This window comes from Dyadobacter sp. LHD-138, assembly GCF_030929615.1.
Classification (GTDB): Bacteria; Bacteroidota; Bacteroidia; order Cytophagales; family Spirosomataceae; genus Dyadobacter.
Map to the genome: position 1 here is coordinate 62,372 of NZ_JAVFVU010000019.1, position 19,856 is coordinate 82,227.

Sequence of the window (19,856 nt, forward strand, 5' to 3'; positions counted from 1 at the left end):
TAGGAATAGGACAAAAAAACACCCTGTCAGCAAAACTAACAGGGTGAATAAATTATCAAAACAAACAAGGGTATTAAACCCGAGTACTATAAATTTCGTTTTTAATCAACTTTACATCATTGAGTTGCGGAATTACTAAAACATTTTCACTAGGAATCACGCCCCTGGTAATCCAGTTTTGCACCCTGCTAACTTTTAAGTTGTGCTGCTTAGAATAATCTGAAATTGTCATCCAGTCGTGCAGATCATATTCGGCGCCGGATACGACCAATTTAACATCTTCCAGCCTTTTTAATTCACTCAGATCTTCCTTAATAGTAGCAATTACCTGCTTGGCAGTTGATTGTATATTCAAGAAAAATGGTTTTGTTTCCTGCTTTTCTTCAGGTGTAAGAGCTTCGTAGAATGCTGCGAATTTTCCCCGTATTTCGACTTTTTCTTCCTCAGAAGCTTTACTTAGATCGGATACATAATCCGAAAGCCTTTTTTTAATTTCAGTTTTCATATAGTAAAGTTGAAGGGAGGGGTTTCCCCCTCCGTGTTAACTTAGATTTTTTAATTCTTCTCTTAATTTGATCGCTTCGTTTTTTAGTTCTTCAAACGCTGTGTCATGTAAGACTGACGGGGGAAGCATTAAAATCAGTTCGTCAAGTTCGCTGAGCCTCTTTTTGATTCGGTCAATCAACTCCTCGCGGCGGTTTTTCTTTTTCATATATCCTTGTTTGTTTTGTTAAACAAAGATAATGTTTGTAAAGTAATTATACAACAACTACGTAAAGTAATTTCACAAATAATTTAACTTATTTACATCAACGCCCGCTTCCCCTCCGTTTCCTCAATCGCAGCCTCAATCTGTACCAGCTCCAATTCCCACTTACTTCTTGCCGCCATCGATGCTTTGGGGTTAAGAAGTTTGCTCTTCAACTTCGAGCGCTTCTCACGGCACTTTTGCAGTTTTACCGACAATTCCGCTTTGCTGACAACCGCCTGCACCGGCCGCTCAATCACTTGCTGGTCATGGGCGGGATTTTTCGGCCCGTCAAACTGGTTACGGTCCAAAAATTTCTTTTCGTCCCAAATTGCCTCAATCTTGTAATGCAATTCAAGAATCTTATTAACCAGGTCAGGGCATGGCTGCCCGGGTGGCACTTTTACAAGCATATTGCTCAGCTCGGCCTGGTCACGTCTGAGCCTGTCGGCCTCCTGGCTTAATGCGCTATGTTTGAGCGCAAAAATATCGCTGTTCACATCTTTCATGATCGCCGTCACTTTGCGGGACATCCGCGGCGCTGCTGTGTCACCTGGCGCTGTTTCCGCGCCATCAACCACCAGGTCAGATTTCAACCTGTTAAGCTCGTTAATAGCCGCCTCCAACCTTTCCGGCCGGGAACGTTTTGCATTGACCAGCTGCCGGATCATTTCAACGGCCGATTCCTGTTGTTGTATCTTGCTATTCATCATCTTCGTCCGATTCAAGATCTTCCGGATCTTCGCATAAAAGGTTTGTGAATTCCGTAATGATGTTACGGTAATCCCATACCTGGTGGTCACTCAGGATGTCAAGATCCGTTTGTGTGTTTTCTTCCAGGTATTGAAATAAAACGGTTCGTAACCAGGCATGATCTATTTGCCGGGTGTGTAGAAACAAACGGAGATCGGTTAAATTGTTCGGTGTAGCCATTTGGTTTTAAATGATATTCAGCCAAATGTATTGGAAGGAATTGCCAGGATCAGGGACGGCAATTGCCAAAAAAAACACCACTGAAATCTCAATGGTGTTTTTGTCATTCTATCAACAAATGATCAGATCTGTGGTAGTGGCTCGTTTGGAGGGACAACAGGGAACAGTTCTAATTCTTCCGGATCTTCGTCCAGCTCGTCCGCGTCCAGGTCACCGTCTCCATCGTCCGGATCTTCGTCCAGGTCGTCAGTGTCAAGGTCGTTGACTTCAACTTCCGGATCTTCTTCGATAATTTCGGGCTTCTTCAAAGATTTCAACAGCTCCCCAGCCTGGTTCTGCAATACTGCCAGCTGCTCTTTGCGTTCAGCCTCTTTTAATTCGGTTACTTCCTCATAGCTCAACCCTTCGAAACGCTCGTTTTCCTGAATTTCAGAAAATTCCTTTTCCAGCGTTTTCATAATGGCGGGCGCCAGTCTTGGAAGCTCATAATCTTCAACCTCGGGCAGGTGGCCGTTTTCGTTGATGAAATTGTGCGCCTTTCTTAACGCAGAGATAATAGCGCCGCTGACAGCAACAATCTGTTTCTTTTTTTTACTCTCCATCGGTTTGAGTGGATGCGGGTACAAGTTCCATAAATGCAGCCGCTGACGGATTTTTTGCAATGTCTGCAAGTTCCTCCTGGCTTAATTTATTGGAAAGCACCACGTGTTTACATTCGGTTTCCAAAGTGACGCGCCCTTCGTATTTTTCAAGGACGCGCCACACTTTTGCGATTTTTGCCATAGTTTAAACGGTTAGAAACGGCATAGGTTTAAGTGCAACGGTATCAGTTACCAAAGCGACGGATGCAGCCAGGAAGGGGGCAGGAAACGGCAAACCGTCCGATTTACCTTTAAAGCTGATCGCGTTTTGGTCATCAGCCTTAGCGCCCGAATCGTCACTGTCTTCAATGACCAGCGGGTTCCAGCTCGCACCATACACCCGGCGCGTGCCGTTTTTGTAGTAAGCGATTCCAACGCCACCTTCGTTCAAAAACTTCTGAACGGCTTCCAACTGGGCAGGATCCACACCGGCGAACTTGCATTCAACGTCGTGCTCATAGTTCTGGTAACCCAGCACCCCCTTTTTAGAGGATTTCGCGCGACCGGTATGCAGGTCAAAGCTAAGTTCGGCCGGAACGACCCCGGCCGCAATAGGCGGAGCAGTTGACAATACACCAGCCACCACCTGCGTATCCAGGGGCCAGCCAGCCGTAAAGTCCGATTCAGCATAAAGGATCATCCGGGCGATCCCCCCAAGGTTGGCTATTCCGCGCACCTTGTAGCTGAGATTTTTAAATTTTGATGTACTTGCAGGCATATCTTAATGCAGTTAGAAAAAATGTTAAATCAGTAGGTTTTAGACCACTGCAAATGGTTTTGGTTTGGCCGCTGCCGTGTCGGTTGGCATTATCAAATCATCCTGCATGAACAAAGCAGGAAACGGATATCCGTCGCCTTTTGCTTTAAAGCTGATCGCGTTTTGGTCATCGGCCTTAGCACCTGAGTCGTCACTGTCTTCAATGACCAACGGGTTCCAGCTGGTACCATAAATGCGGCGCTTGCCGTTTTTGTAATAGGCGATTCCAACGCCACCTTCGTTCAAAAACTTCTGAACGGCTTCCAGTTGGGCAGGATCCACACCGGCGAATTTGCATTCGATATCATGCTCATAGTTCTGGTAACCCAGTACCCCCTTTTTAGAGGATTTCGCGCGACCGGTATGTAAGTCAAAAGTAATTTCGGCTGGTACGGTATTGGCAACAATCCGCGGTAAAACGGTGCATTCGCCCAGCAAACCGATGTCGGCGGCAATAGGCCATCCGGCTACAAAATCTGATTCGGCAAAGAGGACCATTCTGGCAATCCCGCCAAGGTTGGACAAGCCACGCGCCCGGTAGGCTATATTTTTAAATTTTGATACAGGCATCTTTTCAGCGTTGAAAAGGTTGAAAAAAAAGTTCTGATCCGCTACAACGCGTAGCGGACCAGAACAAAAAGGTTACTTATAAAGGACAATCAGACGGCCGTCTGCGTAGTCAACATTGGCTTCGCTGTCGATCAGGATTTGCAGATCCCGGCCAACTTCCTGAAACTTCATTTTAGGGATATCGCCTTCTACATCCTGGTGTAGATAAAACAAGTTCCCGTCCACTGTCCAGAACATGTTATTTACGCCTACCATGTACACGCGTGGCCTCACTTCCGTGTTTGGTAACGCGTTCAGATACATTTTACCGTTTCTGATTGTTACCACCTGGCTGCCGTTAGACAGGGCGCTATCAAGGGAATTGCAAATCCACTGATACCAAACCGGGTTAATCCACAACCCTGCGTCTTCCTCACGATACTCAACCAGATCTTCATTGCTAAGTATCAGTTCGGTCATTTTTTTGACCTCGCCCAAAATGTTAGCCTCTGTCACGGTAGCTGCTGCACCCGTCACCTTGTTGCCTACCGGAATATCTTCCTTGCCTCCATTCGCGACGGTCGCATAGCCTTCCGTGAACTTAAAGGCCAAACCGTCAAAAAGGTTGAGTCCACCCACCAGGCCGGTTGTGCGGTTTTCAACACCTTTGATCAGTGCGCGGTTAACCTCTTTACCAATACGGTCAAAAATACGCCCCATGATATAGGTACGCCCGGCCAGTGAATGGATGTCTTTTGGATCCCCAGGCTCGCGGCGTCCCAAATACGAAGTGCGAAGTTTGTACAGTTCTTCCTCGGTGAAACGGATATCACCTTTAACAGGTTTAAGCGTCCCACGGCGTGCCTTTTGCGTGATTGCATTGGTCGTGAAGTTAAGCACGCCTGTGCGGCCCGGTTGGGTGATGTTGCCAAGTTCATCGCGGATCAGGTCAATGTCCTGCGTGATGCCCATCACGACAAAATCCCCTTTTGCGGCAAATCCGGATGCCATTTTTAAACCAAAGATCTTTTCGTAATCCTTTTTATCCCTGGTTAAATTGTCGGACAATGCCGAAACGTCAACTGTTGCCATCGCTAATAGATATTATAAAAAATGAATAAATACTTTTTAATCTGACTGTTAAATGTCAGCCATCAGGGCACCGTGTTTCTTGCGAAGCTCAGCAAGATCGTCATCGCCCTGGTTGTCACTTGCCTTGTCAGCTTTTGCACCGGCTGTGTCGGCTGCTGGTTTGCCACTGCCCAGGGCGGCCTGGTAAGCGTCCCAACGGTCTGCCTTTGCCTTTAAAGCTGTGTTTTCTTCTTTCATCGATACAGCAGAATTCGCCATGCTCATCAGCATATCGTAGTCTTCAGTGCTGAGATTAACGACATTTCCCTGTACGACATTAGCAGATCCTTGCGGGTCTTTTGCCGTTTCTGTCTCCACTTTCTTTTCTTCCTTTTTTTTGGAATCGTCGGATTTGTCGTCGGCCGCGTCGTCTCCTGCGTCGGTGGAATCGTTCGCTTTATCGGGCTTAACGTCAGTGGCGGATTTCTTGTCATCAGCACCGATAAAGGCATTAAAAACAGCTTTAAGCTGTCCCAATGATTTTCTGTTCATGTTCATAATTATGGTGCGTTACGCCGCCGCGTTTAATTGGTTGTCAAGCTTAATCACCCTTGTTACTGCATCGCCCAGGAAACCGATAGAATCAGCCATACCGTTTGTGATGGCTACGGCACCGTTATACATGCCACCTTCAAAAATGCTTTCATCCGTAATGGCCGGGCGTCCTGCTTTCACCTGGCGTACGAATTCATTACGGATAGGCTTCATTTCGGCTTTTGTGGCTAATATGATTTCATCGGTAAGCTTTTCAACAGAATTGAACAGGGCCTTTGCCTCAGAGCCGTCAGCCCGAATAATCGTGATCTTATGCCCTTCTTTTTCGTAAGCCTGGGAAGAATCGACGTGCATAGCCAGCACACCTATTGATCCTACCTCGGAGCTGGCTGCGCTTTCCATCACGATCTCGTCACATTGGCTTGCTACCCAGTAGGCTGCACTGGCACAAACGCCCAAAACATAGGCTACAACCGGCTTATTACGCTGTCTGACAATCTCGGCCAGTAGCTCGGTTCCGTCCACGGATCCGCCGCCTGAATTGATTTCCAGGACTACCCCGATCACCGAAGTATCCGCATACGCTTCCAAAAGCCATGCCCCCACATCTTCGGTCCCCCAGCTGCATAGATCCCCGTTGCGCGTCATCGTTCCCATTAGCGGAATAACCGCTACCATGCCCTTTTTGGTAGACATTTTGGGTAATTCACCGTAGTACCAGGCGTTTCCGGATCCGGCCTCAAAGTAGGGTTGCTTGCGGTCGATTTTGAAAGACTTGAAATCAAGTTTATCCGACAAAGCCAGCATGGCCATGCGTTCATGGAATCGGGGTTCAAGTGCCCATTTTTCGGTAAGAAGTTGATGCAGCATCGGGATTGGTTACGATATTAGACTGCTAAACTCCGTGGGATAAACGAAATCGAATAGGACAAAAAAACACCCTGGCAGGAAACCCGCCAGGGTGTAAGGAATGCACACACTATATAAATTTAACTATTTGACCCACCAACGGCGCCCTAACAAACGAATGGTATAATACATTAATACTGACTGCCAAACCGGTACATTGTCTCTTATACAGTGGATAATAAAAAGTTCGTCGGCTATTTTTCTGGCTTGCCATTCGCCCCAGATATCGGCCCCCACCTGGTAGTCATACATATAATCATGTAAGACGGCGGCATCCGCCATATAGCCGTGAGGCGGAAAAATGCCCCAAAGAACGCGCGGGACAGACGCAAAGTCGGTGATGTACCCTTGGGGGATCACTATACCACCTGGGCATTTACAATCTTCGACCACCTCAAACCAATCATTCTTTGTGCCGAATCCTGTTCTCTTTTTAAATCGGATGTCTGGGAACTCTGTCATAGCTAATTAAATCTACCCAGTGCAGACGCTTCCAAAACGGCACCCTCGGAAATTGTAAAAGGATTAGCACCAGACTCAACAGCCAACTTTAACCAGGTATATTGGCCAACAGATCCGGCTGGGTAATGACCGTTTTCATCTTTGAAAACAAGCGCACCGGTTGCAGAGTTAACCATGCTGGTGTCATCCGCGACCAATAAAAACGGATCCCGCTCGATGGCAGCGAAAACATTCAGTCGTTTTCCTACCTGGTCGTAGTGCTCAATCTGGCAGATCAGTGTAACGGATCCGTTTTTATAATCTTCGTTCTTGCCAACAACGGCAATTTTACGAGCCACATCCGGATACCCCGGGAAAGGTGAAATGTCAATTCGTTGAATATTTTCCATAGGGTTTTAAAATGCCGTCCAGGCTATTTTTTTAATTACGCCATCGCGTTTTGAATACAGGTATGTCGAGTCTCCTACAAGCTCGCTATCTTCTACTTTTAAGTCTGTTGAGCTGGTAGGCGTGTACCTTCTGATCGTTGTACGGTCTCCAAAAGAAATAGATTCAACTGCATTGGTACCTAAAACCAATGTACCTCCAACAACCCCCGATCTCCGGTATCGCCCCAGCCTGTTCATTCCGTCAGAATTACTACCAGACCCGCCAGAAACTGCGAAAGTGGTATTATTTCCCACATTTAAGACCCCAGTACCCGTAACGTTTAATATAGAAAAACGATCTGAATCGTACATATTTCTACGTGCCATTGCGACCGCACCCTGTCTTTGCCGGTAATAGTATTGGTCGCCTAACCCTGTGCTTCCCGCGTGCCCTTCAACCTTAATGGTTCCGGAGTTGTTAAAATTTAGCTCATGGCCATAAAAGAAAATCGCCCATGATCCTTCACCCACGACAATGCCATTAGCGTCTTCAACAGATTTCTTACTAAACGTCAAAGTGACATTCTGGTTGACAATAATTGTTACAAAGGGGATATCCAAGTCTACGAAATTACTGATCGATGTATTCCCACTAATAACGATCATTAGGTTTTGGGTTTTCTGAGAATGCAGTTCTGCCACCCGGCCCAGCGTTTTCACAGCTCCCCAAACAGGATTGTTATCGTAAGACAGCCCAGTCCTAGCATCGTTCCCGTCTGTACCGTTGACGTAAATAGTTGCATATAGGCTTAAACTTCTTTGTATAAAATTGGCGTTAATACCCTCGCTCGCCACTTTGATGTCAGTCACAAATTTTGCCGTGTCTGTTAATACGTCGATGACATCCTGTTTGACAATCCCCTCGTTTACAAGGCTGCGTTTGGGCTTATTGAAACGGGCCGTAACCGTGTCGATAAAATTTTGTAAGCTACTGAAATAGGCCATTAGGCGTTGAAGTCAAGTGAAAAATCAATACTAAAATCAGTATCCCGGAAGTGATCGGCAAGGACGAGACCGGCCGCCGATGTCTCCAAAAGGAATGACGGATTGGCAAAACTTCCCGAAAAAGTTATCAAATGTGTGTTTACGGAATTGACGCTTTGTGAAAGCTGCATACGTAATCCACGTTCTTCATTGCCCATGATGTAGGCCTGGCGGTTGGCGTCTTCTACCAGGCAAACGAATTGTTTCTGGTAGTGTACATTATAAAAATCAATGAGATCTTTCCGGCTGGCCGGGACCTGGAATTCAATAACGGGTTTACTGATCAGGCCGCCGTCCGTGCGTTCCATCGTTTGGATATATGAACATTGCAGTGGCGGGAACTTCATTTTCGTGATCATCGCCCCGCGATTAAGGACCACACCACCGGCCGGGACTACGGACACTGCGCCGCCTGGGATCCGGTGACGGGCCGGATCCAGGACAGACAAAACTTCTTTACGATCTATAACATATAAGTTGAGCACACCGGGGGCATTTACCCCGGAATACCCACCTATTTTCTGTTCAGTGATGGTCATTTTTAACGCTTTTTTTAGTGGGACAACTTTTTAATATTTGGGTACAACTTTTAAGCGTATTGGGACGGTTTTTGTGCAGAATGGGACGGTTTTTTAACGGCCGCCCGCTTGTAATTTTCCCGAACCTTCCCCCTGTACCTTTTGCAGATCGCCCGTAGCGACTCCTGTTTTATCGGGTCATCATCGATCATGAACTGCTCGTAAACCCGGGCAATTGCACCGCGTTCGGATCCTGCCCTGGCGGTGTATCCCATCGAGTAAAAGATGATGAACATTTCAAACATATTGCCGAGTAATGCGCCGATGTAAAGCAGATTGCTTTCTTCGATGAATTCCTTACGCATCGGAAAAGAGGTGTCAACAGACAAATTTTTAAGCTTATCCGATGCAGGCATGTCCGGAACAAACCGCGACGCATAGAAATCGTCCATATCGAACGGTCCTTTCTTGGCGATCATGATCAACAGCATCCCCAGCAAAGTATCCTTACGTGCTTTTATTGGAAGTTCGCCGCCAAACATTTCGGGGCTTGTGAGAAATTGATAAACATGTTGTTCAACAGGGATATCCAGCTTCATAGAAGTTATAATGATTAAGCGTATATTTGAGATACCTTTTACCTCTGTCGGACACTTAATCAGTATTCGATGCTTTACCCTCCCAGTTGGCGCTAGGAGGGTTTTTGTTTGTTGATCTAAATTCGTGGTTTCGGTTGATCGGGAGTAGGGCGCTCCGGCCGTTTCGGTACGATTGAAATCTCCTTATTTGTGATAAAGGATTCTACCAAAAATTTCAAGTTTCGCAATGTCGTTAGAGCCATTGTTTCATTCTGATCCATTGCAAATAGGTGGGCGCTCATAGCTAAATATTTCATATCCTGATATGCGTAACGATCTGAGTTCAATCGGTCACAAGGGTTATCACTTAAAATATCACTATCTGGCGGTGATACTTGCCCTTCCCGAATCGTTCGACCAGCCGGTGGTAATGGAACTGAATCATATTGATCAGTGTCAACCGCTTTACCAGTATGTCGGTCAACAAGCTTAATCCCTCTTTCCTCCATCACTTCTGAGCCATAAATCCCGCGGTCAATTAGAGGGCCACCGTAACCTTTCCTATAACCTCCATTCTCTTGTTCCATCACCAGATCATTTATTTTAATCGTGATTTTAAAATCAAGTGTCCATTTAACTATCCGGTAAACGGCATAGAGAGCTGCCAGTGTAAAAATGACATTAACGGCTAAATCTATGTATTCAAATCTGCTCATGATTGTGTTTTTAATGTGAACAATTTCTAATTCCTTGTTCCTAAAACCTCTCTTTCGAAAGCCTTTGCATCTTTGCAGGGGATATTTTCTATCCACGTTTCACTGCCTTCTTTTGGTATAATCCAACCGGGAACGCGCGGAACATCTTCTGGTTCGGATTCTATTTTAACCTGGTCCCGGAAAGCGCAATAAGCCTCATAGGATCCATGCAGCTTTATTTCGTCTGCGAGTTTTGAAATAATTGAGCTCATTTTGTCGTCCGGCTTACTATTAAGGTGATATTAAGAAAGTGGCTTGTGCCTTCCATCGATCCACATTCCCATTCTTCGAAAGACTGTTCCACGGATATTACACTGCCCCATGTTTTTGATCCATCCTGTCTTGAAAATCGGACGATCTGACCTTTAACAAAAACCGGGAAATAGGCTAACTGGATCGAAAACAACCCATCGTTTGATTCTTGGTTGTAAAACCTAACTGTGACTATCTTCATGAAAATGGATGGTTAAAAATATTTGCCCAGCTGTACGGTATCTGTGGAACAGTGACGTTTTACTGTTCCACAGATTGGTTTTAGTTTGTTTCTTTTGGCTTGATCACAATGTCATACAGCTGGCTAAGCACCCTGTATTTATTCTCCTCTTGCAGGGAAAGAATGTAAATACCCCAGTTGGTTGAGTTTCCGTACCTATCGCCCTGATAGTTGATGTCGGGTAGCAGAAGATTTTTGTAGGAATCGACGCTGTGGTTATAAAAATATTTCAACAGTTCGTGCAGCCATTCAACGGTCGGAGGTGCTAAAAGCCATAATGTCGCTGCCGGATATTCTTCTTTTTTTGCCGTGTATTCTTTCAGGCCCGGAACGTTGATTCCAAAGAATTCGATAAAATCGCCCTGGGTGGAGTGATCCAGGTTTAAAAAGAAACTACCAAAATTTTTCTCGCGGCCAGCCCATGAATTACAAAGGTGCTTAACCGTATAATCGTCTTTTACAACTGTTTTGATAGTATCCTTACCAAATTTCAGTGACGACTTTTCAAAAATTCTGTACGTTTTGATAAAGATGATGGCGTCCGTAATGTTCGAAACTTTGTCTTTATGTAGATTTTCCATGTGTATAAATTCAGTGTATGATTGTAAAATTATCCCTGGACGATCGCCCAGGGATCCGGGGAAAACTAGTCGGCTTTGGCTATATACTCAAAGCACAGTTGATTTGCCAAATGATTGAATTCAAGGTGATTTTTATCACCACCCGTGAACTCGTTGTACATCCGACAGGGAACAACAGAGGACAGCGCATGTAAGAAAGCTTTGAAGTTTTCCGGGTCGGTTATTTCCTTCATATCCAAACTGAAAGAGTTTTCTTCCTGAAAAAGTGTAGCGAGGTGGGTGGTAATAATTGCTGCGTACTGATAGGGCTTTTCCATGATGTTTATTTTATGAGTGTGATTAAATCTTTTCCGTGATCGTAGTTGTCTTCCCAATACCTCCCATTCGCCTGCCAGTAATTGTGGCCGGATCTAACTGGGAATGCTCCATTATCGAGTCCTGTCTCGTCAATGTGGACAGAAAGTCCATTTCGGGTCTTCCAGGTTTGCCCGGCCTTGATTTCAGTTTCATTCATGATTTTCGATGATTGATGTTTCTACTTTGAGTTTGCCTACAACCACGATTGTACCAGGTAGTCCGTGGTGGACAAGTACCTGTACAATTTGGTGTTGTTCTTTGGTCAGTGCCACGGGGTAGGCGACTCCGTCACCATTGTATACCAATGTGAATTCCCCTGGTTTTGCTTCTGAGATCATGCTAATTCGAAATGATCATTAATTTCATTTGCCACATCTTCCAGGTTACTGATTTGATCCTCTAACACACCAACGTTGTTTTCAACTGTTTCGCCCCTTTCCGATGTTTGGAATGATTCAGGCATGTTGTCGAAAGATTCCTGTTCCTGATCTAAAATGCCCTGGATCTTTTCGATGATGGATTCGAGTTCAGGTATTACTTTTTGCAATTCCTTCAAGCGTTTTTTGTTCATTTTTAAGAATGTTAAAATGGTAAGTCGTCAGATTCTTCTGGTGTGGCCGGGCGGGATCCGTTGGTACTATCCCAAACAATTTCCCCGTTGCCCAGCCAGGCACGTTTTGCTTCGGCTTCCCTTTCTTCCTTGGTTTGGGAATGCCAGGCGGAAACATCTTTACCGAACTGGTCTTTTGTATCCTTAGTACCTACCGAAATCGCCAGGTATAATTTGCCATTTTTGCCGGTTGTGATTTTTGATTTGTCGATGTCCGACAGGCATAGCGATAGAGGAAGTATTTGTCCCATGGTTTTGAGTTAATTGATTTATAGATTATTGAAAAATTAAACGTGACAATTTCCTGAGCAATCGCCCCAGTCAATTTCAAGGGTTGGATTGAAGTTTATTTGATCCAAGGGCTTCATGCTTCTATGTAAATAGACCGGTTGTTTGCCCCCCTTTTTGGTTGAATTGCGAATGGCTTTATCAACCCGGACAGCGTCAGCGAAGTCCTCGGGATCGGCGGTTTTCATGCGGTGCCAGGAGTAGTCAGACTGATAAGGGCAAAATATACAAGAGCTTTTAGGTGGAACTGGTAAGCCATTTTCATGATACCATTGGATTACTTCACCCCGTGTTTTTCTTATTGCCCAATCAATTTTATAGCCCTTCAATTTGCTAGTGGCCGCGTATCCTATGAAAGGATATGTATTGACTTTCCATGCTTCCATTGGGATGCTCATGCGTCCCATTTCGTCCATGGTTATGCCGTGCCAAACCTCCGTTAACGGTCTACGGTCGCCACTTTTCAGCCCGTAACGGTCCCGGATACAGTTATCAACCACTTGGATTTTATACTCCCCCGTGCATTGCCTTCTAAGCATTCCTTCGGATCCGTCACCGTTTTCGGTATATGCTGGTATCGATGAAAATCTGGATTGCCCGTCTTCGTTGACATTTAATAGATCTGTGTACAGATTTCGCTCATTTCTGACCACAATCTCGATTCCGTCGTTTGCTTTTTGCCAGGCTTGCAGGTATTTCAGGTACTGATATGTTTTTGTTCCTTCCCGTCCAAGATCAGAGAAAACAGCATAGTCGGCCCGTGGTAGAATCCCCTTACTACTCATGTAATACAATGCGGTGGACTGAACGCCTAAGCCAAGTGATATTACTTTTTGCATTGAAATTGATTGTTTAAATTTTTGATAAAAATTTTGTGTAGTGCGGTATTCCATTTGGCAGCCTTATGTACCAGAATCCTGTGTATGCCTTAGTCCACATCATTACCGTGACTTCGACAGTTTGGTCGGGACGGTGCCCCAGTGATATTTTGCTTTTTCGTCAGGGACAAATTCGTCCCCCTTCCATTCTGGGAATTGCATAGGTTCGAAGCTGTTAAGGTTAATAGTATTGATTCATTGCAATTTGCGTAGAAGACAGTTCAGATTCTTGACATAAGTCTTCAATACCAACTGTTGTTTTCTGACCGTCTCGAATAATAAATCCTTGCAAAATGTCATTTTCGGAAAGCGCGAACTGCTTGTACTCAAAGCTGTCTTCGTCCATTGGGTTCGAATCTGTTAAGGTGTATGATTAAATAACTGCTTGTTCTTCTTTCCAGGGCATTAGTTTTTGAAGGCGTATAAACTGGATGAAATCCCGGATTTCCATGTATTCCACCTTTTCTTCCGGAACAATGAGCACATCAAGTGCTATCCTGTCAAAACAGTGTGATCCAGGGTCCCATCGATGGTAAAAGCCTGTGATAATGAGCAAGCGCCCTTTTGTGTCCAACCACCGGCTGTATTTGTTAATAGGGTACCTGTTTGCATCGATTCTCGTAACTTTTTCGAAGTTTTCAATTGCACTTTCCTGGGATATATCCATGATTTTTTCAGAAAAATTTGTGAGTTTTAGGAGGTTGTATTTTCACTACAATACTACATCAATGTAATTATTTGATTTTCAGATGATTGACTTGCTTTAAGTGTAGTGCGGCTCTTACTACAAAAAATACAAATACTACAACACTACACCTTTACTACACTTTTACTACAACTTAAATACATATAATATATTGATTATTAATTACTTATATCTTCTTGTAGTATTGTAGTGCCGTTTTTAGCTGTTTTAGTTTTATTTTGATTTTTTGATTACTGTCATTTTAGAATAGGTCTATTCTGGAAATCAATGGAATATACTTCTCGTAATTGCTTATAATTCAGCTCGCATGACCCGGTTTGTGGTATGGTCGATGCGGTGGAACTTCCAGTACCATCATTAGCGAATCTGATACCTTTTGATAGTGATTCCCAATCGGAATGTCCGGCCAAAGTGGCAAGCTCCGTTTGTATCTCGTCTCTTTCGGGTGGATTTTTGCGAAAAGTGACAGAATATTTCTGTGAAAAAATATTGTACAATTTCCTGAAATTGAGAAGTATGTTATCACCGTTAAAACGGAAGTGTAATTCTTCCTGGACTGCTCCTGCATCAAATGCCATTTGAAGTATTTCGAAAAATTCAGCGCTGGCCTTGGTGTCGCTCATTATTCTCACTTGCGTGTTAATGGCCGTCACGCCCATCGATACAAATTCTTGGAGTATTTCATCCTCATTGCTCGTTTCAAATGTTAGGATATTGATCAATCCCAGGCATTGGAACGTGTAGGCTGCTGCCATAACTTGTGCCATATTTTCGAAAAACCTTTGAGGAATGTTTTGTCCCTTGGTAGCTACTTTAAAACCTTTGGAAATTCGGTTTAAACTAACCAGGTAGTTGTCATTCGCTTCAAGTATTTGCCGGTGCCTTAGAAGTTCCACTGTCAAACAACCTAATCCGGTATCTTCCAGATCATTCAGCTTATTGAATGCCTCAGTTTGTTGGTCCGTTTTCTTTTGGGAGTTGATACCGATGTACAGGCAGCGTGAAAAGAAAATGTCATTTTGTGGCAAGTAATTGCTTGTCAGAGCCAGCGCGCTATATATCTCAACGGTGTTGGTATCAATACTTTCGTTATCACCGGTAGATTTATGATAACCATCATTGTCATAAGCTGCTTGTAACAAGCCTTCATTTGGCAGTTCATTGTGAAACTCATCAAACCAGATTATTGCATTGGACGTCTGGCTCATTAGCTTGATCAGGGCGGCATCCGTATTCTTTGATTTCAAGTTTACACCCTCTTGCTTGTAACCAAATGCAGCTGTTAAAACGCGGATCATGGAAGATTTACCAGTCCCGTACCCACCTTTCAAAAACAGAATAGGTGAGAAGTTTTTATACTTCAATCCGATATCTCTAAACAGGCTGAAAATATAAAAGCAGATCGGTACAAACGACTTGTCATAGGTATGTGCCGTTGCATACAGTTTCCAAAATTCCTGAAATGAAATATCCGTATCGCTAAGCGTGTAACGCTGCTGACGCATTTTGGTCTTCTTAGGAATAGAAAGATGAAATTCATTAGCTTCAACAATTCCAAAATCGTCAGGGGTTACTATTTCACCAGACGTAAGGTTTAACGCCTTGTTGGCGAAAAAATAGACCTTGCTGTCTTTGTGAAACCCATATCGCAAAACCTTTAATGCAGAACTGAACTTTGTCCTGGTGAAAAGATAAGAATGCAGCTCATCCAGGTGGCCATCCTTAATTTTAAAACCAAGGCGCTTTGTGGCCAGCATGTTTTTAAGCTTCCGGGCACTGCAAAAGTCATCGTGGAAAACCTCCAAGTAGATAGGATCTTCGTCAATTTTCTTGATTTCTAAAATCCAGGTGACGTTTTCCTGTTCGTCCTCGGTTTTGTACTTAATAAAGACCTGGAAGTTCGGAGCCACTTCGTCAAAATACTTCCCTGATTTGATTTCCATGCCGCCATCCTTATACCAGACAGTCGGGTGCAGGTCCTCACGATTTTCCTTTTTAGCTTTTTTCTTGTCAGTCAGCGAGTTGTCTTGAACGGTATTTTTAGTTTCAGATTTTTCTTTAACCGGTTTCTCTTTTCCCGGTTGGCTCGTGTCGATACCGTAATCTTTACAGATAGAAACCAATTTGGCGATATTTGTAAAGCGGCTTGTTTTGAGCGCGTTATCAAACTTGGCGTCCGTATCCTTTTCGTTGTACTTCGCGTTCTGCTTGCTGATACGGTGGAAGTAACTACGACCGTTTTCTTTCAGGACGGACAAGCTAAAAGCGATCAGTAGCCACTCCGTGCCGTAATCGTTACAGATGTCCATCGTATGGGTTTCGATCCTGTCAGTCAGTACAGAAACCCACTTTTCCAACTCCGTGGCGTCCTTTTCAATCTGGCGCTCACTTTTGGGTTTCTCCGGAATGCGATTCTGAATGCTGTAAACCTTTGAATCTGGATTGTAATAAGCCGTAGGATCGTGCGACAGAAAGCAGGCACGGCATACATCCGAGCCGCTGGGATCAACCTTTTCCTGGTCATACAGGATGTAAGAAGTGTTAAAGTAAAATGCAAGATCCGCAAACGTCTCTTTGTGGCGGTCGGTATCTTTTATCTTGACTATCACCTTCAACCCATTGGCCGATGGCGAAACAAAACAGGCATTTACAAAGGGATCCTGTTGAAATTGTAGCTTCAAACTTTCGGGTGACTGGATGTGATCCAGGTCAATGACAATCAGCCCGCTATGTTCCTGCAAGTTAGCGGCTAACCTGGTAGGCGAAAAGATGCCGGAAGGTGTAACAAAGTCCAATGACTTCTTGTGAAACGCGGCTTCTTTGGGGTTTGAAGCCGCCCGGACGTTGGCAATTTCGGTCGAATATTTTCCATCACGGACCCAGGTAATCACTTCCTCCAACGAGATGGACCGATCCGGTTTTTTGACGTTAATGCCTCCTAAAAAAAGACTAAATTCTGACATGTTGAGATGATGATTTATTTCCCTGCTCTCAGAACCGGCAGTACCGGTTTGAGAAGCATACTACTCCCTCCAAAATAATCAAGATCAGAGAGCAGGGAATGAATGAGTTAGGATAAAATGAATTGAAGTTCTTGAAGCATTTCTGAAATCATGTCGTGTTCTATTTCGAGAGCATGACAACCAGGGGTATCTTTTACTTTTTGCGTGTTTTCTCCAAAGTTAGCCGTGTAGTATAACAGTAAACCGTTAAGTATTATACGTTGATGTTTTGATAGCGTTAAAACAGCATATTTATTCACTATGGACGTTTCCCTGGCCTTTAATGATTTTTCTAAAAGTATCGCAACCGAGACGTCAGCATACAGGATTAGCTCATTCATCAGCATCTTTGCCATGGCTTTGTTTGTAGTGGTTCGCCAGGCTTCAAATGCGTGTTTCTCGCAATTATCAATCTCCTTTTTGTACGCATCAAGGACGGTAAGATCCGCAGGCAGGGCATTATTTTCCCAGGCCTGAATTATAGAATTTAGGTTCATTTTGGAGGTATTTAGTTTGTTATTGTATTGACTTCCAGTCTTTCTTTCTGATCACCCTTTTGCAGTTAATGCAGGTGTGAAAGTAAGTATGGAAGGGGTACGTAAGCGAAATCTTTGCACTCTGAACTTCTTCGCAGTCCGGACACATAATGTAGTCCAGCGAAAAGGGGATATGCTCATTGTCCGGTACAGTGGTGGTTTTGCCGCTCTTTTTCATACTTATCCATGTCCAAGGGGTTTCTTAGTTCTTTAATTAACAAGTATGCCGTAACGCCCATTTTGGCAACAACAGCAAGCCAGATCAAAGCATTAATTTCCATATCGGTTCCGGTTGCTACTTTGAACGCATATCACAACCAACATCGTAAAAGCAAGGCATCCAAAGGCTGAGACATAGCCGGGATTTTTAACGCAGAATTCAGTAACCCGGCCGCCAAAAATGAACTGGCCGATAAGCGACGAAAGAGAAGGGGCAGGATTCATACAGGTTGTGTTTTTTGATTTTTAATTCTTGGATCTATGAAGCAATCTTTTGCTTCGGGTAAGGTTCTCAGAATAATTTCCTTCATGTCAGCACGCATTCTGTAACCAGGCGTACTGACCATGTATGCCCTCACTGATGAACGTTTTAGGCCTAATTCATTGAATACTTCTGCCTCAATCTTAGTGCGTTGCCATGGTTTAGCCTGTTTGTAGTAAATGTGACCTAGGGGTGTAAATTCCTCCCTTCTGACTTTTGTCTTTGTTGGCTTTTGCATAGTGGGTTTGGTATTATTGGTACTTGTTGTATTATTGCGCTAGTTGCATTAATCTTTATGCAAGCAAAGGTAACTTATAAGAGTTGACAAAGTCAACCTTTGTAAGTTAAAATATTTAATATTTTTTTATTATATTTTTTAACCACTTAATAGTCAGTTGACTGTATTTATGAAACAAGAAGAATTACCCTCAAAAAAGAAAATGGCATTATGGAAAAAAGTAGGTATTGGTGTGCTGGTTTTTATTGGGATTGGCCAATTGGGAAAAAGCTGTGATTCAAAAAATGAATCAACATCAACGGTTAACGAAAGTCCGGCAGAGCAAAAAAGTCTTGATACAGTTAAAATAGCTGAGCCTAAAACCTTTTCTTCGGCTGATATTGATAAGATTTTAAGTGGATTGCGTAAGGATAAAGACGACTTTCAAGAAACGACATTCTATAAAGATCCCAATAGCCCAAAGACAAGCATTGAAAATGAAATTTTGCTATATCTTGGTAGATCTGGGGATTATGTCTATCCAAGGCTGCAAATACAATACTCTGGTGACGATTGGCTCTTCGTATCAACTTATCATTTTGTAATTGATGGTCAAAAAAGGACTATTCTGCCTGAAGAGAAAATTACGCGCGATAATGGTTCAGGTTTAGTATGGGAATATGTTGATAAAAAGCCAAGCAACATTGATTTGTTAATATTGAAAGAGATTTCGAATAGCAAGGTTGCAAAAATGAGATATGAAGGTAAAGACAGGGTTTTTGATAGGGAGATTTCAAACAAAGAGAAAAAATCTATCAGGCGCATGATGAAAATACTTGAAGATTTAGATTTCAAAATGTAGTATAGGTTAATCTGTAACCTTTAATACTGTACTTTTTGTTTTAAATGGTTTACAAACTATGTGAACGGTTTGATATTTATACATATTTCGTCAATATTTGTACTTTATGCGTAAAGCACTAGGGATATTTAGTAAAGTATTAAACTTGTATATAGTTATGAGCAAACTACCAATAGGTCTTGTATTAAGACAAATAGTTGACGAGAAAACAATTTCTCCTTCTTATTTAGTTAAGGAGCTAGGGATAAGCAAGCAGGCTGTTTATAACAATTTTAAACGGACTGACATGAATAACGGTGATATTATTAAGTGGGCAAAAGTTTTGGGTGTGTCTACTGAGGAGATTGTTGGGAGATGGAGGGGAGAAATAAATCCCGAGGTGACAAAGGATGAGTCAAATTATCTTTTGGAACATTTGGCAAGTTTGGAAGAGCAGTTTAAAAGACTGTTAAATCAGATAGATGTTAAGGACAGACAAATTGAAGGATTACAGAAGACCGTTGATGTATTACTGGGAAAGTCTGATGTGAGTGAAAATGTCACCCGTGACGTAATTAAGCTAAATTCATTAGCCGATCAGGTTGATGAAGCGACCGAACAGGTTGACGTAGCTTAATTGCTCACAGTTTCGCTCACATAAGGAGGCTCCGGGCTTCCAAGATGACTATAATACAAATCGTTGAATCAAATACCTTTGTTCCCCTATGGGTCACACGATGGCCGTTTCGGCCAAGTGTGAAAACATTGAAACCCAGCTACTTACATACTAGTAGCTGGGTTTCTTGCTTTTTCTGCTGTAACATTGCTGGAAAGTTTTGTTTTTAAGACCTCAATTCTTCGGATCAAGCCAAATTCTTGGGGGGAATTGAATCGGGACTTCATGCGTAGAGTTTGGATAGTCTGAAAAGGAAGAATGAAATATCCCTGACACCCCGTGAGGTGGAACGGAACGCTTTT

33 protein-coding genes are annotated in these 19,856 nt (G+C 43.5%); 3 read left to right on the plus strand and 30 right to left on the minus strand.

What is annotated here, in order from left to right; translation table 11 throughout:
* Positions 1-73: 73 nt before the first annotated feature.
* From RB622_RS15505 to RB622_RS15640, 28 genes are all read right to left on the minus strand, one after another.
* Positions 74-505: a hypothetical protein gene (locus RB622_RS15505; RefSeq protein ID WP_308047482.1), complete on the minus strand. Its 432-nt coding sequence runs from the start codon at positions 503-505 to the stop codon at positions 74-76.
* Positions 506-541: 36 nt separating this feature from the next.
* Positions 542-712 carry a hypothetical protein gene (locus RB622_RS15510; RefSeq protein ID WP_308047483.1) on the minus strand — a complete coding sequence of 57 codons (171 nt, stop codon included), beginning with the start codon at positions 710-712 and terminating at the stop codon, positions 542-544.
* Between the two features lie 92 nt (positions 713-804).
* Positions 805-1,461, minus strand: coding sequence for a hypothetical protein (locus tag RB622_RS15515; protein ID WP_308047484.1), 657 nt, complete (start codon positions 1,459-1,461; stop codon positions 805-807).
* The gene (locus RB622_RS15520; RefSeq protein WP_308047485.1) at positions 1,451-1,681 is read right to left on the minus strand and encodes a hypothetical protein; all 231 of its coding nucleotides are present in this window, start codon (positions 1,679-1,681) and stop codon (positions 1,451-1,453) included. Before RB622_RS15520 ends, RB622_RS15515 begins: the two co-directional genes overlap by 11 nt.
* A 122-nt stretch (positions 1,682-1,803) precedes the next feature.
* Positions 1,804-2,283: a hypothetical protein gene (locus RB622_RS15525; protein ID WP_308047486.1), complete on the minus strand. Its 480-nt coding sequence runs from the start codon at positions 2,281-2,283 to the stop codon at positions 1,804-1,806.
* A complete protein-coding gene (locus RB622_RS15530; protein ID WP_308047487.1) occupies positions 2,273-2,464 on the minus strand; it encodes a hypothetical protein in 192 nt (63 codons plus the stop codon). Before RB622_RS15530 ends, RB622_RS15525 begins: the two co-directional genes overlap by 11 nt.
* A gap of 3 nt (positions 2,465-2,467) precedes the next feature.
* On the minus strand, positions 2,468-3,040 hold the full coding sequence (locus RB622_RS15535) for a hypothetical protein (RefSeq protein ID WP_308047488.1): 573 nt from the start codon (positions 3,038-3,040) through the stop codon (positions 2,468-2,470).
* A 39-nt stretch (positions 3,041-3,079) separates the two neighbouring features.
* Positions 3,080-3,649: a hypothetical protein gene (locus tag RB622_RS15540; RefSeq protein WP_308047489.1), complete on the minus strand. Its 570-nt coding sequence runs from the start codon at positions 3,647-3,649 to the stop codon at positions 3,080-3,082.
* A 72-nt stretch (positions 3,650-3,721) separates the two neighbouring features.
* A complete protein-coding gene (locus tag RB622_RS15545; RefSeq protein ID WP_308047490.1) occupies positions 3,722-4,720 on the minus strand; it encodes a hypothetical protein in 999 nt (332 codons plus the stop codon).
* 48 nt (positions 4,721-4,768) lie between these two features.
* A complete protein-coding gene (locus RB622_RS15550; protein WP_308047491.1) occupies positions 4,769-5,251 on the minus strand; it encodes a hypothetical protein in 483 nt (160 codons plus the stop codon).
* Positions 5,252-5,269: 18 nt separating this feature from the next.
* Positions 5,270-6,124, minus strand: a complete 855-nt coding sequence (locus RB622_RS15555; RefSeq protein ID WP_308047492.1) for a S49 family peptidase — start codon at positions 6,122-6,124, stop codon at positions 5,270-5,272.
* Positions 6,125-6,247: 123 nt separating this feature from the next.
* Positions 6,248-6,625 carry a DUF1353 domain-containing protein gene (locus RB622_RS15560; protein WP_308047493.1) on the minus strand — a complete coding sequence of 126 codons (378 nt, stop codon included), beginning with the start codon at positions 6,623-6,625 and terminating at the stop codon, positions 6,248-6,250.
* Positions 6,626-6,627: 2 nt separating this feature from the next.
* Entirely contained in the window at positions 6,628-7,014 is a 387-nt protein-coding gene (locus RB622_RS15565; protein WP_308047494.1) for a hypothetical protein, read from the minus strand.
* A gap of 6 nt (positions 7,015-7,020) precedes the next feature.
* Positions 7,021-7,998 (minus strand): hypothetical protein, encoded by a 978-nt coding sequence (locus tag RB622_RS15570; RefSeq protein ID WP_308047495.1) that lies wholly within the window; start codon positions 7,996-7,998, stop codon positions 7,021-7,023.
* Positions 7,998-8,576, minus strand: a complete 579-nt coding sequence (locus RB622_RS15575; RefSeq protein ID WP_308047496.1) for a hypothetical protein — start codon at positions 8,574-8,576, stop codon at positions 7,998-8,000. The genes RB622_RS15570 and RB622_RS15575 overlap by 1 nt, the downstream gene beginning before the upstream one ends.
* A 50-nt stretch (positions 8,577-8,626) precedes the next feature.
* Positions 8,627-9,154: a hypothetical protein gene (locus RB622_RS15580; RefSeq protein ID WP_308047497.1), complete on the minus strand. Its 528-nt coding sequence runs from the start codon at positions 9,152-9,154 to the stop codon at positions 8,627-8,629.
* A gap of 116 nt (positions 9,155-9,270) precedes the next feature.
* On the minus strand, positions 9,271-9,849 hold the full coding sequence (locus RB622_RS15585; RefSeq protein WP_308047498.1) for a hypothetical protein: 579 nt from the start codon (positions 9,847-9,849) through the stop codon (positions 9,271-9,273).
* Between the two features lie 26 nt (positions 9,850-9,875).
* Positions 9,876-10,100, minus strand: a complete 225-nt coding sequence (locus RB622_RS15590) for a hypothetical protein (protein ID WP_308047499.1) — start codon at positions 10,098-10,100, stop codon at positions 9,876-9,878.
* Positions 10,097-10,342 (minus strand): hypothetical protein, encoded by a 246-nt coding sequence (locus tag RB622_RS15595; protein ID WP_308047500.1) that lies wholly within the window; start codon positions 10,340-10,342, stop codon positions 10,097-10,099. The genes RB622_RS15590 and RB622_RS15595 overlap by 4 nt, the downstream gene beginning before the upstream one ends.
* 80 nt (positions 10,343-10,422) lie before the next feature.
* A complete protein-coding gene (locus RB622_RS15600) occupies positions 10,423-10,962 on the minus strand; it encodes a hypothetical protein (RefSeq protein ID WP_308047501.1) in 540 nt (179 codons plus the stop codon).
* A gap of 65 nt (positions 10,963-11,027) precedes the next feature.
* Positions 11,028-11,279, minus strand: a complete 252-nt coding sequence (locus RB622_RS15605; protein WP_308047502.1) for a hypothetical protein — start codon at positions 11,277-11,279, stop codon at positions 11,028-11,030.
* Between the two features lie 5 nt (positions 11,280-11,284).
* A complete protein-coding gene (locus RB622_RS15610) occupies positions 11,285-11,476 on the minus strand; it encodes a hypothetical protein (protein ID WP_308047503.1) in 192 nt (63 codons plus the stop codon).
* Positions 11,477-11,653: 177 nt separating this feature from the next.
* Positions 11,654-11,890: a hypothetical protein gene (locus tag RB622_RS15615; protein ID WP_308047504.1), complete on the minus strand. Its 237-nt coding sequence runs from the start codon at positions 11,888-11,890 to the stop codon at positions 11,654-11,656.
* Positions 11,891-11,901: 11 nt separating this feature from the next.
* Positions 11,902-12,180 carry a hypothetical protein gene (locus RB622_RS15620; RefSeq protein WP_308047505.1) on the minus strand — a complete coding sequence of 93 codons (279 nt, stop codon included), beginning with the start codon at positions 12,178-12,180 and terminating at the stop codon, positions 11,902-11,904.
* Positions 12,181-12,216: 36 nt separating this feature from the next.
* On the minus strand, positions 12,217-13,056 hold the full coding sequence (locus tag RB622_RS15625) for a hypothetical protein (protein ID WP_308047506.1): 840 nt from the start codon (positions 13,054-13,056) through the stop codon (positions 12,217-12,219).
* Between the two features lie 412 nt (positions 13,057-13,468).
* The gene (locus RB622_RS15630) at positions 13,469-13,762 is read right to left on the minus strand and encodes a hypothetical protein (RefSeq protein WP_308047507.1); all 294 of its coding nucleotides are present in this window, start codon (positions 13,760-13,762) and stop codon (positions 13,469-13,471) included.
* A gap of 275 nt (positions 13,763-14,037) precedes the next feature.
* Positions 14,038-16,764: a BT4734/BF3469 family protein gene (locus RB622_RS15635; RefSeq protein WP_308047508.1), complete on the minus strand. Its 2,727-nt coding sequence runs from the start codon at positions 16,762-16,764 to the stop codon at positions 14,038-14,040.
* Between the two features lie 107 nt (positions 16,765-16,871).
* Positions 16,872-17,300 (minus strand): hypothetical protein, encoded by a 429-nt coding sequence (locus RB622_RS15640; RefSeq protein WP_308047509.1) that lies wholly within the window; start codon positions 17,298-17,300, stop codon positions 16,872-16,874.
* A gap of 225 nt (positions 17,301-17,525) precedes the next feature.
* On the opposite strand from RB622_RS15640, the gene RB622_RS15645 reads away from it, so the two are divergent.
* Positions 17,526-17,690, plus strand: coding sequence for a hypothetical protein (locus tag RB622_RS15645; RefSeq protein ID WP_308047510.1), 165 nt, complete (start codon positions 17,526-17,528; stop codon positions 17,688-17,690).
* An 89-nt stretch (positions 17,691-17,779) separates the two neighbouring features.
* On the opposite strand, the gene RB622_RS15650 is transcribed toward RB622_RS15645, so the two are convergent.
* The gene (locus tag RB622_RS15650) at positions 17,780-18,058 is read right to left on the minus strand and encodes a hypothetical protein (RefSeq protein ID WP_308047511.1); all 279 of its coding nucleotides are present in this window, start codon (positions 18,056-18,058) and stop codon (positions 17,780-17,782) included.
* A gap of 169 nt (positions 18,059-18,227) precedes the next feature.
* Between RB622_RS15650 and RB622_RS15655 the strand changes: the two genes are divergently transcribed.
* Both RB622_RS15655 and RB622_RS15660 read left to right on the plus strand, forming a co-directional pair.
* Positions 18,228-18,899, plus strand: a complete 672-nt coding sequence (locus tag RB622_RS15655) for a hypothetical protein (RefSeq protein WP_308047512.1) — start codon at positions 18,228-18,230, stop codon at positions 18,897-18,899.
* 106 nt (positions 18,900-19,005) lie between these two features.
* Complete coding sequence (locus RB622_RS15660) at positions 19,006-19,515, plus strand: helix-turn-helix transcriptional regulator (protein WP_308047513.1); 510 nt, start codon at positions 19,006-19,008, stop codon at positions 19,513-19,515.
* A 143-nt stretch (positions 19,516-19,658) separates the two neighbouring features.
* Here the strand turns inward: RB622_RS15660 and RB622_RS15665 are convergent.
* On the minus strand, positions 19,659-19,856 hold a 198-nt coding region (locus RB622_RS15665), incomplete at its 5' end, for a hypothetical protein (protein WP_308047514.1).

Excerpts from the sequence above, each read along its gene's own strand:
- RB622_RS15540 (WP_308047489.1), bottom strand. The coding sequence starts at position 3,649 with ATGCCTGTATCAAAATTTAAAAATATAGCCTACCGGGCGCGTGGCTTG.
- RB622_RS15605 (WP_308047502.1), bottom strand. The coding sequence starts at position 11,279 with ATGGAAAAGCCCTATCAGTACGCAGCAATTATTACCACCCACCTCGCT.
- RB622_RS15565 (WP_308047494.1), bottom strand. The coding sequence starts at position 7,014 with ATGGAAAATATTCAACGAATTGACATTTCACCTTTCCCGGGGTATCCG.
- RB622_RS15510 (WP_308047483.1), bottom strand. The coding sequence starts at position 712 with ATGAAAAAGAAAAACCGCCGCGAGGAGTTGATTGACCGAATCAAAAAG.
- RB622_RS15535 (WP_308047488.1), bottom strand. The coding sequence starts at position 3,040 with ATGCCTGCAAGTACATCAAAATTTAAAAATCTCAGCTACAAGGTGCGC.
- RB622_RS15595 (WP_308047500.1), bottom strand. The coding sequence starts at position 10,342 with ATGAAGATAGTCACAGTTAGGTTTTACAACCAAGAATCAAACGATGGG.
- RB622_RS15640 (WP_308047509.1), bottom strand. The coding sequence starts at position 17,300 with ATGAACCTAAATTCTATAATTCAGGCCTGGGAAAATAATGCCCTGCCT.
- RB622_RS15610 (WP_308047503.1), bottom strand. The coding sequence starts at position 11,476 with ATGAATGAAACTGAAATCAAGGCCGGGCAAACCTGGAAGACCCGAAAT.
- RB622_RS15620 (WP_308047505.1), bottom strand. The coding sequence starts at position 12,180 with ATGGGACAAATACTTCCTCTATCGCTATGCCTGTCGGACATCGACAAA.
- RB622_RS15530 (WP_308047487.1), bottom strand. The coding sequence starts at position 2,464 with ATGGCAAAAATCGCAAAAGTGTGGCGCGTCCTTGAAAAATACGAAGGG.
- RB622_RS15650 (WP_308047511.1), bottom strand. The coding sequence starts at position 18,058 with ATGCAAAAGCCAACAAAGACAAAAGTCAGAAGGGAGGAATTTACACCC.
- RB622_RS15625 (WP_308047506.1), bottom strand. The coding sequence starts at position 13,056 with ATGCAAAAAGTAATATCACTTGGCTTAGGCGTTCAGTCCACCGCATTG.
- RB622_RS15570 (WP_308047495.1), bottom strand. The coding sequence starts at position 7,998 with ATGGCCTATTTCAGTAGCTTACAAAATTTTATCGACACGGTTACGGCC.
- RB622_RS15520 (WP_308047485.1), bottom strand. The coding sequence starts at position 1,681 with ATGGCTACACCGAACAATTTAACCGATCTCCGTTTGTTTCTACACACC.
- RB622_RS15575 (WP_308047496.1), bottom strand. The coding sequence starts at position 8,576 with ATGACCATCACTGAACAGAAAATAGGTGGGTATTCCGGGGTAAATGCC.
- RB622_RS15635 (WP_308047508.1), bottom strand. The coding sequence starts at position 16,764 with ATGTCAGAATTTAGTCTTTTTTTAGGAGGCATTAACGTCAAAAAACCG.
- RB622_RS15655 (WP_308047512.1), top strand. The coding sequence starts at position 18,228 with ATGAAACAAGAAGAATTACCCTCAAAAAAGAAAATGGCATTATGGAAA.
- RB622_RS15560 (WP_308047493.1), bottom strand. The coding sequence starts at position 6,625 with ATGACAGAGTTCCCAGACATCCGATTTAAAAAGAGAACAGGATTCGGC.
- RB622_RS15585 (WP_308047498.1), bottom strand. The coding sequence starts at position 9,849 with ATGAGCAGATTTGAATACATAGATTTAGCCGTTAATGTCATTTTTACA.
- RB622_RS15555 (WP_308047492.1), bottom strand. The coding sequence starts at position 6,124 with ATGCTGCATCAACTTCTTACCGAAAAATGGGCACTTGAACCCCGATTC.
- RB622_RS15580 (WP_308047497.1), bottom strand. The coding sequence starts at position 9,154 with ATGAAGCTGGATATCCCTGTTGAACAACATGTTTATCAATTTCTCACA.
- RB622_RS15645 (WP_308047510.1), top strand. The coding sequence starts at position 17,526 with ATGTCCAAGGGGTTTCTTAGTTCTTTAATTAACAAGTATGCCGTAACG.
- RB622_RS15600 (WP_308047501.1), bottom strand. The coding sequence starts at position 10,962 with ATGGAAAATCTACATAAAGACAAAGTTTCGAACATTACGGACGCCATC.
- RB622_RS15615 (WP_308047504.1), bottom strand. The coding sequence starts at position 11,890 with ATGAACAAAAAACGCTTGAAGGAATTGCAAAAAGTAATACCTGAACTC.
- RB622_RS15545 (WP_308047490.1), bottom strand. The coding sequence starts at position 4,720 with ATGGCAACAGTTGACGTTTCGGCATTGTCCGACAATTTAACCAGGGAT.
- RB622_RS15505 (WP_308047482.1), bottom strand. The coding sequence starts at position 505 with ATGAAAACTGAAATTAAAAAAAGGCTTTCGGATTATGTATCCGATCTA.
- RB622_RS15525 (WP_308047486.1), bottom strand. The coding sequence starts at position 2,283 with ATGGAGAGTAAAAAAAAGAAACAGATTGTTGCTGTCAGCGGCGCTATT.
- RB622_RS15630 (WP_308047507.1), bottom strand. The coding sequence starts at position 13,762 with ATGGATATATCCCAGGAAAGTGCAATTGAAAACTTCGAAAAAGTTACG.
- RB622_RS15590 (WP_308047499.1), bottom strand. The coding sequence starts at position 10,100 with ATGAGCTCAATTATTTCAAAACTCGCAGACGAAATAAAGCTGCATGGA.
- RB622_RS15550 (WP_308047491.1), bottom strand. The coding sequence starts at position 5,251 with ATGAACAGAAAATCATTGGGACAGCTTAAAGCTGTTTTTAATGCCTTT.
- RB622_RS15660 (WP_308047513.1), top strand. The coding sequence starts at position 19,006 with ATGCGTAAAGCACTAGGGATATTTAGTAAAGTATTAAACTTGTATATA.
- RB622_RS15515 (WP_308047484.1), bottom strand. The coding sequence starts at position 1,461 with ATGATGAATAGCAAGATACAACAACAGGAATCGGCCGTTGAAATGATC.